Raw genomic sequence first — 13,881 nt, 5'->3', positions numbered from 1 at the left:
ATGATAAACCTTTATTTTTCATTTTGAAGATGATTCCATTTATTATTTCAATTATTTCTTTTATTCTTTATTCTTTGCAAAAGTAATGTTTTTAAAAGATAATTCGGCAGAAGAGACGAAATCTTGTGCTTATTTAACTATTCTGCGATGTTTTCATCAAGTTGCTAAATAAACGTAAAATTCACTGCGTTTATGCAGAATTGTGATGTATTATAATTACCTTTGTATTCAAATTCGCCATCTGAATATGTAGAGGTGGAACTCGCACTTGAAGATATGGAAAAACCTATCGGAGTGGCGGACTAATCAATACAAAAATAATAAAAATGAATTTCAACAAGACATTTCTTACCCTCGGTTTGGCTGCAACACTCTTGCAGATGCCAACCTCATCGGTTGCCCAGAATGCAGGTGGCAACCGCCAGAACCCGCTCCTGGTAAAGAGCAGTCTTCCTTTCGGCGCTCCAGATTTCAGCAAGATTCAGGAGAGCGACTATCTCCCTGCCTTCGAAGCAGGTATCAAGGAACAGCGTGCCAATATCCAGAAGATTATCAGCAACAAGAAGAAGCCAACCTTCCAGAACACCATCCTCGCTTACGAGAACAGCGGTATGTTGCTGGATCGTGTTTCCAATGTGTTCTTCGGTCTTACCAGCGCACACAAGACTCCTGGAATCGCAGAGGCTCAGAAGAAAGTGATGCCTTTGCTCACCGACCTCGACAACGAGATTTCATTCAATCAGAAACTCTTCGAACGTATCAAATACGTTTACGACCATGAGTACAACAAGCTCAAGGGCGAAGACAAGCAACTCACCGAAGTCATCTACAAAGGCTTCGTCCGCTCAGGTGCCCTGCTCTCTCCAGAGAAAATGGAGCGCATGAAGCAAATCAACACACGCATCTCAGACCTCCAGGAGCAGTTTGGCAATCTTCTTCCTGCAGCTACCAACAACTCTGTGGTTTGGGTGAACAGCAAGGAAGAACTTGCCGGACTCAGCGACGCCGACATCGCACAGTGCAAAAAAGATGCAGAAAGCCTGGGCAACAAGGCTCCATACTGCATCGTCATCGTGAACACTACCCAGCAGGCTATCCTCACCAATCTCCAGAACCGTGAGCTCCGCCGCAAGGTTTACATGGCAAGCATCCACCGTGCCGACGGTACCGACCCTATGTTCAACACCTTCCCTATCGTAACCGAGATTGCCAAGCTCCGTGCCGAGAAGGGACAGTTGATGGGCTACAGCACCTATGCTGACTATTCACTGGAGAAGACGATGGCAAAGACTGCCAAGAACGTAAACAACTTCCTGCAGAGCCTCATCAAGGAATACGCTCCTAAGGCAGATGCCGAGACCCGCGAAATCGAAGCTTACGCACAGAAGAGCGAGGGCAAGGACTTCAAGCTCCAGCCATACGACCGCTTCTACTATTCTGCCAAGATGAAGAAGGAGATGCTCAATATCTCTGACGATGAAATCAAGCCTTACTTCAATGTGGATAGCGTTCAGATAAATGGTGTATTCTATGCTGCTCATCGTGTATATGGTCTGAACTTCAAGCAGCGCAAGGACATTCCTACCTATCATCCTGACATGAAAGTATTCGAGGTAAGCGACAAGAGCGGCAAGCCTATCGCCCTCTTCTACAGCGACTACTTCCGTCGCCCTACCAAGCGTGGAGGTGCCTGGATGAGTGCCTTCGCCAAGCAGAGCGACAAGTGGGGACAGTTGCCTATTATCTATAATGTATGCAACAATGCCAAGGCTCCTGAGGGTCAGCCTACCCTGATTACATGGGATGAGGTTTGCACCATGTTCCATGAGTTCGGTCACGCTCTCCACGGCATGTTGTCAAAGTGCGGTTACAATACCCTTTCGGGCACAGCAGTGGCTCGCGACTTCGTGGAAATGCCATCACAGTTTAACGAGTCATTTGCCAGCATCCCAGAAATCTTCGATCACTACGCCCGTCACACTGAGACCGGTGCAGCGATGCCAGCAGACTTGAAGGAGCGCATGCTGAAGAGCATCAACTTCCAGCCAGCCTATGCTTTGGGGGAGAACCTTGCAGCTACCTGCCTTGATCTGGCTTGGCACGAGTTGACGCCAGACGAGATTCCATCTCCATATATGGCAAGTGCCTTCGAGAAGGAAGCCCTCAATAATGTGGGTCTGCTCAATTCCCAGATTCCTCCTCGCTACTCTACCACCTATTTCAATCACGTATGGGGTGGCGGTTATGCTGCCGGTTACTACAGCTATCTCTGGACAGAGGTGCTCGCCGTGAATGTAGCCGATTACTTTGCCAAGCATGGTGCCTTGGATCCAGCTATCGGTCAGGCATTCCGTGATAAGGTTCTGAGCCGTGGTAATACCAAGGACCAGATGGAAATGTTCACCGATTTCACGGGTATGAAGGAACCTGATGCCTCTGGTTTCCTAAAGGCAAGAGGATTGTAAAAGACGCATAAAAGGAAAAATGTAAAAGACATATAATGATAAAAAGCTCCACACGCCCTTTTGGGTATGTGGAGCTTTTTTATTCAAAACTGCAGCTTAACTGCTTTTCTATTTTATATTTTTTCGTCCTTACTGCTTCACCGCTTTAGGAGTCCAGTTCTTCAGGAATCGGAGTGTCTTCTGCTCATCGTAGCCCTTGCCCTGCTCCAGGAAGCTGGAATCCTGGATATGGAGTACATTTCCATTCTCGTCCAGAACCACGAAGACTGGGAAACCGAAACGCTGAGGATAATTCAATCGCTTCATCAGCTGCGCAGCCTTCTCAACAGAAGCATCGCCTTCCTTCTTGCGAGGATTGTAATTCACGTGAAGATACACGAAGTTATCGTTCACCGCCTTGTTCACCGCCGTATCCTTCTCTACGAAATCGGCAAAGCGCAGGCACCATGGGCACCAGTTGCCACCCACCTGACAAATCACAAACTTGCCCTCAGCCTTCGCCTTCTGCAATCCCTCGTCTATCTGAGTCATCGGGTCGATAGTCTCATTATACACTCTCTTCAATGCTCCCTGAGCATGCGCCATCATCACGACAACCGTCATCATGAAGGCAATGGTAATCATTCTTTTCATACGATATCTCTATTTTTTCTAATTCATTTATATACAATACATTTTATCAATCATACATCGCAGGACTTACATTTCGAATGGAGTCAACACATTCCGAAGCTTTTCGAAATCGGATTTCGAGATTCGTCTGCCCCGAAGACTTCTCACCTGCGGATAATCCTCAAAATAAGGCTCCTGGGTGGTGTACCAGCGATGAGAACGGAGCTCGCGAACCAGAGCCAGTTTCGATTCGATGCGACGGGCAAAGCTGGGATTCACACGCGAAAGATAATGCTTGCCATCCTGCATTTCGATGGCAAGCATCAGATAGGTTTGCGGTCCCTTTGCCTTCTGCCTCTCCTCTGCCCACTCACTCACCTTCCAGCCCTTGGTGGAAGTCATCACCCGGATATCCCAACCGTATTTCCTGTTCAGATTATCCATCATCCCCCTGAACACGATGCCGTGAGGAGCCGTATCCTTCAAACCGGTAAAGCCGATGATGTAGTGAATCATCTCGTGGAGCAGGACACTCTTTGCCTGCCGGTCGGTCATATCGTAATACGTACTCATGGAAAGCTTGAAATCATAGAGTTTGGTGCGCCCCCAGCGAGTGGCACGCTTGTAGGCAAGCTGTCCCAGGCGGGTCTTGGCACGGGTCAGCCCCAACTCCGGAACGGGCAGTTTGCCGCCGAAGTAGTCGTGGTCGAAACGCCGAAACCACTCTTCCATCCATTCTACTGTTACAATCATAGCGGCAAAGGTACAGCATTTTGCTCATAAAACAAAAACAAATCACTAAAAACTGGTTCAAACTGGTTCAATTTGTTTCATTTCCCTTCTTTTTTGAAAATAATCCCTTAAAAATTTGCAACCTATCGTTTTTTTCCTTAAATTTGCAGCCAAAGAGACGTTGCACTCGGCTATTTTAAAAAAGATATTATACGAGAGGCAAGAAAGAGTAAATGATTGGTACTTAGCAGAAGACAGATGTTATTGCAAATACAATTATTAGAAATATGATAAAATGACTTATAATCTTTAACGAAGAACTTATGGAACGATACGATTACGATTTTCATTGTATGAAGCTTTTCGAAGAAGGCGTACGCGCTCATCGCTATGGCGATGTTTCGATCATTCATCAGAGTAATGATGCAGATTGCTTCATCCTAGACATTCCTGGCAAAGTAGAGGAGATGTTTAGAGAGAACTTCAAGTTGAGACAGGACGAGATTATCCTGCTGGCTCGCGATACTTCTATCTGGAACAACCGAACAGAGGGACTGGTTATCACCAACAGACGCATCGTCTATATCCCACAATGCATTGGCAGCAACAAGAATATCTACGTGATCAACTATGCAGACTGCCAGCAGATTAACACAAATACAAACTCTGTACTCTTCTGGAAGAACGCTGAAAGCTATCTGGCCATTCCAAAGAGTTTCTTCTTCAAGGCAAGATGGAAGAACTATGACTTCGACAGAAGCATAGAACAGCTTACCATACTCCTTAAGAAGATGGGCGAGGCACATTCCTTGCATAACAACGCAGCCCCTCTTGCATATATTACGAATAAATATGCAGAAGCTTAGACTTCTGTATCTCCATATCAAACTTTTTTAGCCTCTGCAACAGGATTGTAACTTGCAGAGACTATTTTTTTGTATTTTTATAGCATTTTCTTGTCGAAAATGAGTAACTTTGCAGCCAAATTTAAACGATAAAATGAACAAGACTGCACAGCACATCATTGACATACAAAATGTGTCGAAAAGATTCGGCGAGAAAACAGCCCTCAACAACATTAATCTCTTTGTGAGAAAGGGTGAATTCATGACCATTCTCGGTCCCTCGGGATGCGGAAAAACTACTCTTCTGAGACTCTTGGCAGGATTCGAAACAGCCACAGAAGGCGTGATAACCATCAGCGGCAACGACATTACCAACCTGCCACCCTACAAACGAAACGTGAACACGGTGTTTCAGAAATACGCCCTGTTTCCTCACCTCAATGTATTTGACAACATCGCTTTCGGCTTGAAACTCAAGGACACGCCGAAAGACCAGATCATACCCAAGGTGAAGCGTGCCCTGAAAATGGTGAACATGAGTGATTACGAATATCGCGACGTGAACTCGCTTTCGGGTGGACAGCAGCAGCGTATCGCCATCGCCCGTGCCATCGTCAACGAGCCGGAAGTACTCCTACTCGATGAACCGCTGGCAGCACTCGACCTCAAGATGAGAAAAGACATGCAGCTGGAGTTGAAGGAGATGCACGACCGTCTGGGAATCACCTTCGTTTATGTTACCCACGACCAGGAAGAAGCATTGACCCTGAGCGACACCATCGTGGTGATGAGCGAGGGAGAAATCCAACAGATAGGAACGCCTACCGATATCTACAACGAGCCAGCCAATTCGTTTGTGGCAGATTTCATCGGCGAGAGCAACATCCTCTGCGGAACGATGATCCACGACTGTCTGGTAAAGGTTGCCGGATCGGAGATTCCTTGTGTGGATAAGGGGTTCGGATGCAACCAGGAGGTAGATGTAGTGATTAGACCGGAAGATATCGAGGTGAGCACCGACACAGAGCACGCCCAGTTTGTCGGCAAGATTACCTCATCCATCTTCAAGGGCGTACACTACGAGATGCTTGCCGAAAGCGACAAGGGTTGCGAATTCCTGATTCAGAACTACAAGCATTTCGAGGTGGGACAGAGCATCGGCATGAGCGTGATTCCCGACAACATCCACATTATGAAGAAGGAGCGCACCACCAATACCTTCGAAGCAAAGGTGAATGGAGACGGCACCATCGAGTTCCTGGGCTGCGAATACCAGATAGAGATTCCGGAGGATAAGAAGAATCTGATTCATACCGATGAAGACGGCAAGGAAGTGATTAATGTCAACGTGGATTTCGGAAAGATCGAACTCTTCGACAACGAGAGCGAAGGAACCTTTACGGGCGACATCAGCTTCATCCTTTACAAGGGCGACCACTATCACCTGACCATCGACACCGACTGGGGCGAGAAGCTCTATGTGGATACACAGGATGTATGGGATCTGGGCGACCACGTAGCAATCACCATTCCTCGAAAGAATATCAGATTCCAGTAAATTCGAAAAGAAGTTTTCCTATTATTCGAAAAAGAAGAAAGAAATTAGTGATTACTTATTAAATTATAAAATTGTAGATCAGAAATTGAAACTCATTAAGTTTATCTCTTCGCGACAGAGTTGGTCGATTCCATACGCCATCTTCGCGGCAATTTTCGTGATGCTCCCCTTGCTGCTCATCGTGTTCTTCGCATTCACCGATGAGTATGGTCACATCACGCTCTATAATTTCCAGAAATTCCTGGCGCATCCCGAAGCCATCAATACCTTTGTGTATTCCATCGGAATCGCCTTTCTCAACACCCTGCTCTGTATCCTGCTGGGCTATCCGGCAGCGTATATACTCACGCAGACCAAGATGAAGTATGCCAATACCATCGTGATGCTCTTCATCCTGCCCATGTGGGTGAACATCCTGGTGAGAACACTCGCTACCGTGGCACTCTTCGATTTCGCCGACCTGCCACTGGGCGAGGGAGCACTGCTGTTCGGTATGGTATATAACTTCATCCCCTTCATGATCTATCCAATCTACAACACCCTCCAGAAGATGGACCGCAGTTATATCGAGGCAGCCGAAGACCTGGGCGCATCGCCTTGGCAACAGTTCTATAAGGTGATACTGCCTCTGTCGATGCCGGGCGTGGCAAGCGGAATCCTGATGGTGTTCATGCCAACCATCTCAACCTTCGCCATCTCAGAGTTGCTCACGATGAACAACATCAAGCTCTTCGGTACCACCATCCAGGAGAATATCAACAATTCGATGTGGAACTATGGTGCAGCCCTCTCGCTCATCATGCTCTTCCTCATCGGTGCATCAACACTCATCGCCGGCGACGGCAGTAAACAGGAAGGAGGTATCAGATGATGAATTCACTATTTACCAGGGATATGATGAAGAAGATATTCTGTCAGGGTTATCTGTGGCTGCTCCTGCTGCTGCTCTACTCCCCTATCCTCATCATCGTCATCTTCTCGTTTACCGAGGCCAGGGTCATGGGCAACTGGACGGGCTTCTCGCTGCAGCTCTACAAGAATCTCTTCGTAGAAGGCACCCACCACTCGCTCACGGCGGCACTCATCAATACGATTACCATCGCACTGATCACCGCCACCGTATCTACGATTTTCGGAACCCTCACCGCCATCGGAATCTACAATCTGAGAAACCGGTATGCGAGAAACGCCATCCAGTTCGTCAACAATATCCCGATTCTGAACGGCGACATCATCATCGGTATCTCGCTCTTCCTGCTCTTCATCACGCTGGGCATTCCGCAGGGCTACACCACGGTGGTTCTCTCTCACATCACTTTCTGTCTGCCCTACGTCATCCTGAGTGTGATGCCTAGACTGAAGCAGATGAACCCGAACCTCTATGAAGCGGCACTCGACCTGGGTGCTTCTCCGATGCAGGCATTGCGCAAGGTGATTATTCCGGAGATTCTGCCCGGTATGATTTCGGGCTTCATGCTCGCCATCACGATGAGTATCGACGATTTCGCCGTCACCATCTTCACTATCGGAAACGAGGGATTGGAGACACTCTCCACCTTCATTTATGCCGATGCCAGAAAGGGAGGCCTGACGCCGGAACTTCGTCCGCTGAGTACGATCATCTTCGTATTGGTGCTCGTGATGCTGATTATCATCAATCGTCGTTCGGATAAAAACAAGAAGAAATAAGAATGAAGAACAAGATATTTTTAGGAGTTAAAGGAGTTAAGACAATTGCTTTTCTCTTCCTGAGCCTGCTGATGATTCTGCCGCTCTCTTCCTGTTACAATAAGGAGAACAGAGAGGAGATTCTGAAGGTTTACAACTGGGGAGATTACATCGATGAGGATATTCTTGCTGAATTCCCGAAATGGTATGAGGAGCAGACGGGCAAGAAGATCCGCGTCATCTACCAGACCTTCGACATCAATGAAGTGATGCTCACCAAGATTGAGCGTGGTCACGAAGATTATGATGTGGTGTGCCCATCAGAATACATCATTGAGCGAATGCTTCGCAAAGACCTTCTGCTGCCTATCGACACCGCTTTCGGCAAGACGTCGAATTATCTCAAGAACGTGTCGCCATACATCGTGAAGCAGATTGACGCCACCTCGAATCATGGCAGAATCGCCCACAATTATGCCGTTCCGTATATGTGGGGAACCTGCGGCATCTTATATAATAAGGTACACGTACCTATAAAAGACGCGCAAACCTGGGGCACGCTGTGGAGTCCCAGATATCGTGGCAAACTTCTTATGAAGGATTCCTACCGCGATTCTTACGGCACCGCCCTGATCTGGGAGCACCGCAAGGAACTGGCTGCCGGCAAGGTGACCGTTCCGGAACTGATGAACGATTATTCGCCAAAAGCAGTTGCCATCGTAGAGAAACAGCTGAAAGCGCTGAAACCGAACATCGAGGGATGGGAGGCTGATTTCGGCAAGGAGACGATGACCAAAGGCAAGGCTTATCTGAACATGACCTGGAGCGGTGATGCGGTCTGGGCGATAGAAGAAGCCGGGAAAGTGGGCGTAGATCTGGGATACGAAGTTCCTAAAGAGGGAAGCAATGTATGGTTCGACGGATGGGTGATTCCGAAGTATTCCCGCAATCCGAAGGCTGCTTCCTACTTCATCAACTATCTCTGCCGAGAGGATGTGGCTCTCGCTAATATGGAAACCACGGGATATGTGAGCAGTATAGCGGGCAAGAAGGTCTTCGAAGCAATGAGCGACAAGGAGGCTTATCCTGAGACGGTGAATCTGGCTTATTTCTTCGGAGAGGAAGGCAGAAAGGCGCATCTCAACCCGATTATGTATCCTGACAGCACGGTAGTGGCAAGATGTGCGATGATTCATGATGCCGGTGATCATACTCCGGAAGTTCTGGATATGTGGTCGAAAGTAAAGGGTGACAACCTGGGTGGTGGCATCGTGATTTTCCTTCTTGCAGTGGTCTTGGGCTTAACCGTCTTCGTTTCTATCAAGAAAATCGAGCACTACAAGCACAGAAGATTGTCGAGAAAACATCGCAGACACCACATTATAAAAGTTAAAGGGTAAAAAGTAAAAGGATAAAAGCTCATACCCCCTCACGCCCTGAACCAACGGTCACCGGCCGAAGGGAAAGGTAAAGGGCAGAAGCTCCTAGCCCAGGGCAACACCCTGGGTATAATGGCAGTCAACAAGACGCCCTGAAAGGGCAAAAACCTTCTTTTTAGGGGGAAAATGAAGTTTTTTGAGAAAAAAGTGAAAAAAGATGCAGAAAAATTTGGTGGAATGAAAAAAAAGCACTACCTTTGCACTCGCTTTTAAGAACAAAGCTTTTATCAAATAAAGAAAGTTCGCAATTCAAAAGCTTTTGGGTAGTTACCAGAGTGGCCAAATGGGGCAGACTGTAAATCTGCTGGCTATGCCTTCGGTGGTTCGAATCCATCACTACCCACTTTTCCCAAAAATAACTCAAAGATATAAAGATTCGGTTTTCATTATGAGAATCGGATTTTTTATTTTTATATTATCCACAAATAATACAAAACGAAAAAGCGATGGATTTCAGCAGTCCATCGCTTTTCATATTTCTCTACCAAAAGATTAGTCCTTCAAACTCTCCTGATACCAGTCGAAGAGCTTCTTCACACCATCCTCGATCTCTACCTTGTGAGTCCAGCCGAGGCTATGAAGCTTATCTACTGAGATGAGCTTTCTTGGGGTTCCATCAGGCTTGCTGGCATCAAACTCAACCTCACCCTCGAAACCTACCGCCTTTACTACAAGCTCAGAAAGTTCACGGATAGTGAGTTCCTTACCGGTTCCCACATTGATGTGGCAGTTGCGAATCTCACCGAGAGATGGGATAGCGCCACCACGGCCCTCAGAATTGTTTCTATCCACGGCACCATCTACCTTGGCACCATAGAATACAGAACTGTACTTCTCGATACCGATGATGTCCTTGAAATCCACATTCAGGAGCACATGTACGCTGGCATCTGCCATATCCTCGCTCCAGAGGAACTCACGGAGCGGTGTTCCGGTTCCCCAGAGCACCACCTTGTTGTCGTAGATGCCATAGAACTCCAGTGCCTTCAGAATGCGCTCATGAGAGTTGTTTCCATCCACATTACCCTCGCCGATGATGGCACGGAGCTTGTCTGTAGGATTGATAGGACGCTTGTTCATATCTACCTCGATGCTGTGCCAGTCGCCGTCGTGGATGAGCTTGGCAAGATAAATCTTGCGCATCATCGCAGGCATTACGTGGCTGTTCTCCAGGTGGAAGTTATCGTTCGGACCATAGAGGTTGGTTGGCATCACAGCGATATAGTTGGTACCATACTGAAGGTTGTAGCTCTCGCACATCTTCAGTCCGGCAATCTTGGCGATGGCATATTCCTCGTTGGTGTATTCCAGCGGAGAAGTGAGGAGCACATCCTCCTTCATTGGCTGCGGAGCATCCTTCGGATAGATGCAGGTAGAGCCCAGGAAGAGGAGCTTCTTCACACCATGAGAATAAGCATTACTGATTACGTTGCATTGCATTTTCATATTCTGCATGATGAAGTCGGCACGATAGAGCGAATTCGCCATGATTCCGCCCACGAAGGCTGCGGCCAAAACCACAGCATCCGGCTTCTCCTCATCAAAGAACTTCTCTACTGCATACTGGTCGGTCAAGTCGAGTTCTTTGTGAGAACGACCCACCAGATTGTGATAGCCTCTCTTCTCGAGGTTATTCCAGATAGCAGAACCCACGAGTCCGTGGTGTCCTGCTATATAAATCTTAGAATCTTTTGATAACATTGATTATTATTGTAAACTATCAACTGTTAACTATTACTTAACAATACCCTTCTCCAAGTATTCCACGAGGTTGCAGCGAACCTTCTCACCGGCAGCCTCGGCAGCCACCTTGGCCATATCGCTCTCTACCATGATCTTGACGAGATCTTCAAAAGAGGTGGTGTTTGGATTCCAGCCGAGCTTAGCCTTTGCCTTTGTTGGGTCACCCCAGAGGTTAACCACGTCGGTAGGACGATAGAAATCTGGAGAAACCTCAACGAGAGTCTTGCCGATAAGCTCCTCAGGACCCTCAACGCAGATACCCTTCTCGTTCTCATTCTTGCCTTCCCACTTCAGTTCGATGCCTACGTGGTGGAAAGCCAACTGGGCGAACTCACGAACTGAGTGCTGCTTACCTGTTGCAATCACGAAATCCTCTGGCTTCTCTGCCTGGAGAATCAACCACATACACTCTACGTAATCCTTGGCATAACCCCAGTCGCGGAGAGAATCCAGGTTACCGAGATAGAGCTTGCTCTGCTTGCCCTGCTTGATACGGGCTGCAGCCAATGTAATCTTGCGGGTAACGAAAGTCTCACCACGGCGCTCACTCTCGTGATTGAAGAGAATACCCGAGCAGCAGAACATATTGTATGCCTCACGATACTCCTTGACAATCCAGAAGCCATACTGCTTGGCAACTGCGTATGGAGAATAAGGATGGAATGGAGTGTTCTCGTTCTGAGGAACCTCCTCTACCTTACCATAAAGCTCAGATGTGGAAGCCTGATACATACGGCAAGTCTTCTCCAAACCGCACTGGCGGATTGCCTCCAGAATACGGAGTACACCTGTTGCATCTACGTCGGCTGTAAACTCAGGAGAGTCGAAGCTCACTTGTACGTGGCTCTGAGCTGCGAGATTATAAACTTCGGTTGGTTTCACCTTGTTCATCACCTGGATGATGCTCATAGAGTCACCGAGGTCGGCATAATGAAGGTGAAAGTTTGGGGTACCCTCCAAATGTGCGATGCGCTCGCGATAATCGGTAGATGAGCGACGGATTGTTCCGTGAACATCATACCCCTTACTCAACAACAATTCAGCTAAGTAAGAGCCATCCTGACCTGTGATACCTGTAATTAAAGCTACTTTTCTATTTTCCATTTACTTCTTTATATGATAAATTAATAAATTCGTTGCAAAAGTACGACTTTTTTCTCAGACTATCAAACTTTCTGTCATTTATTTACTTTTTTCTCTAACATTGAACCGTCTGCGTCTCCGGCCAGTTCACCAGATACAGCATTTCCGTAGCTCGCGTAAAGGCGGTATAGAGCCAGTGGATATAGTCGGGATTGAGCATATCATCCGTCATATACCCCTGATCCACATACACATGTGCCCACTGTCCGCCCTGCGCCTTGTGGCAGGTTACGGCGTATGCGAATTTCACCTGCAGGGCATTGAAGAACTGATCCTGTCGGATTGCCTTCATCCTATCTGTCTTGAGCGGAATATCCTGATAATCCTCTTCTATCTGATGGAAAAGCTGCTCCTGCTGTTCATGTGTCAGGGCAGGCGCCTCGCTCGTCAATGTATCCAGCAGCACCGTAGCTTCCAGCTCATAGTTGCCGTAATCGGGAAACTGGAGCAGCAACGTGGCAAAGCGGAAGCCATAGAGGTCAATGCGGCGGCGCACCTTCAGCACTTTCGCCCGATCGCCATTCGCCAGAAAAGCAGGAATCTCGTTGCTTTGAAGTTTATTATTACTCTTCCTCTCTTCTTCCATCCAGTAATAATTGTTCTTCACAATCATCAGGATATCGCCCTGCGAAAGCTCTTCCTCCCTATCCAGCACCATATTGCGGATGCCCTGATTGAAGATGTTTGCACGCTTGTTGCTGCGGGTCACCACGATGGTATCGTCCAGCCCCACATGGTGATAGCTGTCGGCTAGAGCCTCTATCAGTTCGGCTCCAGGCATCTGCTTGATATCCGAATAGCCAGCGAAATGAATCTTCGGAAGTTGGGTAATGTCATCATGCGTAATCATCTGTCTGATCATCGTGGCATTATAGAGAATACCCGATTCCTCGCTCTGTCGGAGCACCTCGTTCAGATCACATTCATACACCTTCAGTCCATATCCCTCCAGCATCGCTGCATGCAGGGCTGGCGATTCCTCCTCTCCGACAGGAGGCAACTGCGCCTTGTCACCTATCAGCAGCAAGCGGTCGTTCCGTCCCTGATACACGAAATGCACCAGGTCATCCAACAGGCATCCGCTTCCGAAGCTCATCCCTCCCAATCCCATATTGGCAATCATCGATGCCTCATCTACCATGAAAAGCGTATCGGTATAGAGATTATCATTCAGATTAAACTGTCCCTCTACCCCCGAAAACGATTTTTCACGATAGATACGGCGATGGATGGTATAGGCAGGCGAACCGCTGTTCAGCGAGAAAACCTTCGCAGCCCTACCCGTAGGTGCCAGGAGCATCACCTTCTGACGAATCTCCTTCAGGGTCCTGACGATGGCACCCGAGAGCGTTGTCTTACCCGTACCCGCACTACCTCGCAGAATCATCACGGCATGCGGATCTCTATCGGTAAGAAACTCAGCAAACACCTCCAGGGCATGTGCCTGTTCCTGGGTTGGCGGAAAGCCAAATTGCTGCAATATCTTATATTTTAGCTCGTCTATTATCATCAATTTGTTATTTATCCTTTAATAATTAATAATTTCAATACCAAATATTTTGCGTTGTCTCCGTTTTGCATTATCTTTGCAGAAGATAAGCTGCACTCGGCAATGTGAAAGCAAGCTTTCATTGCGCTCACTTGCATTATCTTTGCAGAAGATAAGCTGCAGAAGC

The 13,881-nt window shown here is 47.6% G+C and carries 11 protein-coding genes and 1 tRNA gene; 7 read left to right on the top strand and 5 right to left on the bottom strand.

Annotated elements, in window-relative coordinates; genetic code table 11:
* Positions 1 to 326: 326 nt before the first annotated feature.
* The gene (locus AAAT87_RS02085; RefSeq protein ID WP_296973123.1) at positions 327 to 2,465 is read left to right on the top strand and encodes a M3 family metallopeptidase; all 2,139 of its coding nucleotides are present in this window, start codon (positions 327 to 329) and stop codon (positions 2,463 to 2,465) included.
* Between the two features lie 129 nt (positions 2,466 to 2,594).
* On the opposite strand, the gene AAAT87_RS02080 is transcribed toward AAAT87_RS02085, so the two are convergent.
* Both AAAT87_RS02080 and AAAT87_RS02075 read right to left on the bottom strand, forming a co-directional pair.
* On the bottom strand, positions 2,595 to 3,098 hold the full coding sequence (locus AAAT87_RS02080; protein WP_089544716.1) for a thioredoxin fold domain-containing protein: 504 nt from the start codon (positions 3,096 to 3,098) through the stop codon (positions 2,595 to 2,597).
* Positions 3,099 to 3,164: 66 nt separating this feature from the next.
* Positions 3,165 to 3,830 carry a SprT-like domain-containing protein gene (locus AAAT87_RS02075; RefSeq protein ID WP_349225474.1) on the bottom strand — a complete coding sequence of 222 codons (666 nt, stop codon included), beginning with the start codon at positions 3,828 to 3,830 and terminating at the stop codon, positions 3,165 to 3,167.
* Between the two features lie 302 nt (positions 3,831 to 4,132).
* On the opposite strand from AAAT87_RS02075, the gene AAAT87_RS02070 reads away from it, so the two are divergent.
* From AAAT87_RS02070 to AAAT87_RS02045, 6 genes are all read left to right on the top strand, one after another.
* Entirely contained in the window at positions 4,133 to 4,675 is a 543-nt protein-coding gene (locus AAAT87_RS02070) for a hypothetical protein (RefSeq protein ID WP_349225473.1), read from the top strand.
* A gap of 133 nt (positions 4,676 to 4,808) precedes the next feature.
* Positions 4,809 to 6,212, top strand: a complete 1,404-nt coding sequence (locus tag AAAT87_RS02065; protein ID WP_295024823.1) for a polyamine ABC transporter ATP-binding protein — start codon at positions 4,809 to 4,811, stop codon at positions 6,210 to 6,212.
* Between the two features lie 160 nt (positions 6,213 to 6,372).
* A complete protein-coding gene (locus AAAT87_RS02060; protein ID WP_427865795.1) occupies positions 6,373 to 7,083 on the top strand; it encodes an ABC transporter permease in 711 nt (236 codons plus the stop codon).
* Positions 7,084 to 7,106: 23 nt separating this feature from the next.
* Complete coding sequence (locus AAAT87_RS02055; RefSeq protein WP_089544712.1) at positions 7,107 to 7,901, top strand: ABC transporter permease; 795 nt, start codon at positions 7,107 to 7,109, stop codon at positions 7,899 to 7,901.
* A 2-nt stretch (positions 7,902 to 7,903) separates the two neighbouring features.
* Entirely contained in the window at positions 7,904 to 9,280 is a 1,377-nt protein-coding gene (locus AAAT87_RS02050) for an ABC transporter substrate-binding protein (RefSeq protein ID WP_428848556.1), read from the top strand.
* 300 nt (positions 9,281 to 9,580) lie between these two features.
* Positions 9,581 to 9,662, top strand: a tRNA-Tyr gene (locus AAAT87_RS02045).
* A gap of 149 nt (positions 9,663 to 9,811) precedes the next feature.
* Here the strand turns inward: AAAT87_RS02045 and AAAT87_RS02040 are convergent.
* The 3 genes from AAAT87_RS02040 to AAAT87_RS02030 all read right to left on the bottom strand — a co-directional run bounded on the left by AAAT87_RS02040 (position 9,812) and on the right by AAAT87_RS02030 (position 13,715).
* Entirely contained in the window at positions 9,812 to 11,020 is a 1,209-nt protein-coding gene (locus AAAT87_RS02040; protein ID WP_295024826.1) for a GDP-L-fucose synthase family protein, read from the bottom strand.
* A 33-nt stretch (positions 11,021 to 11,053) separates the two neighbouring features.
* On the bottom strand, positions 11,054 to 12,166 hold the full coding sequence (gene gmd / locus AAAT87_RS02035; RefSeq protein WP_153129006.1) for a GDP-mannose 4,6-dehydratase: 1,113 nt from the start codon (positions 12,164 to 12,166) through the stop codon (positions 11,054 to 11,056).
* Between the two features lie 94 nt (positions 12,167 to 12,260).
* Positions 12,261 to 13,715 (bottom strand): ATP-dependent DNA helicase, encoded by a 1,455-nt coding sequence (locus tag AAAT87_RS02030; protein WP_295024836.1) that lies wholly within the window; start codon positions 13,713 to 13,715, stop codon positions 12,261 to 12,263.
* Between the last annotated feature and the right edge of the window lie 166 nt (positions 13,716 to 13,881).

It is taken from the genome of Segatella sinensis (genome assembly GCF_040095255.1).
Taxonomy (GTDB): Bacteria; Bacteroidota; Bacteroidia; order Bacteroidales; family Bacteroidaceae; genus Prevotella; species Prevotella sinensis.
The sequence above is the reverse complement of the archived record's forward strand: the minus strand, read 5'-3'. Positions and strand labels throughout refer to the sequence as shown.

Bases quoted from the DNA above. Each gene is read 5' to 3' on its own strand.
- AAAT87_RS02085 (WP_296973123.1), top strand. From the start codon at position 327: ATGAATTTCAACAAGACATTTCTTACCCTCGGTTTGGCTGCAACACTC.
- AAAT87_RS02080 (WP_089544716.1), bottom strand. From the start codon at position 3,098: ATGAAAAGAATGATTACCATTGCCTTCATGATGACGGTTGTCGTGATG.
- AAAT87_RS02075 (WP_349225474.1), bottom strand. From the start codon at position 3,830: ATGATTGTAACAGTAGAATGGATGGAAGAGTGGTTTCGGCGTTTCGAC.
- AAAT87_RS02070 (WP_349225473.1), top strand. From the start codon at position 4,133: ATGGAACGATACGATTACGATTTTCATTGTATGAAGCTTTTCGAAGAA.
- AAAT87_RS02065 (WP_295024823.1), top strand. From the start codon at position 4,809: ATGAACAAGACTGCACAGCACATCATTGACATACAAAATGTGTCGAAA.
- AAAT87_RS02060 (WP_427865795.1), top strand. From the start codon at position 6,373: ATGCTCCCCTTGCTGCTCATCGTGTTCTTCGCATTCACCGATGAGTAT.
- AAAT87_RS02055 (WP_089544712.1), top strand. From the start codon at position 7,107: ATGATGAAGAAGATATTCTGTCAGGGTTATCTGTGGCTGCTCCTGCTG.
- AAAT87_RS02050 (WP_428848556.1), top strand. From the start codon at position 7,904: ATGAAGAACAAGATATTTTTAGGAGTTAAAGGAGTTAAGACAATTGCT.
- AAAT87_RS02040 (WP_295024826.1), bottom strand. From the start codon at position 11,020: ATGTTATCAAAAGATTCTAAGATTTATATAGCAGGACACCACGGACTC.
- gmd (WP_153129006.1), bottom strand. From the start codon at position 12,166: ATGGAAAATAGAAAAGTAGCTTTAATTACAGGTATCACAGGTCAGGAT.
- AAAT87_RS02030 (WP_295024836.1), bottom strand. From the start codon at position 13,715: ATGATAATAGACGAGCTAAAATATAAGATATTGCAGCAATTTGGCTTT.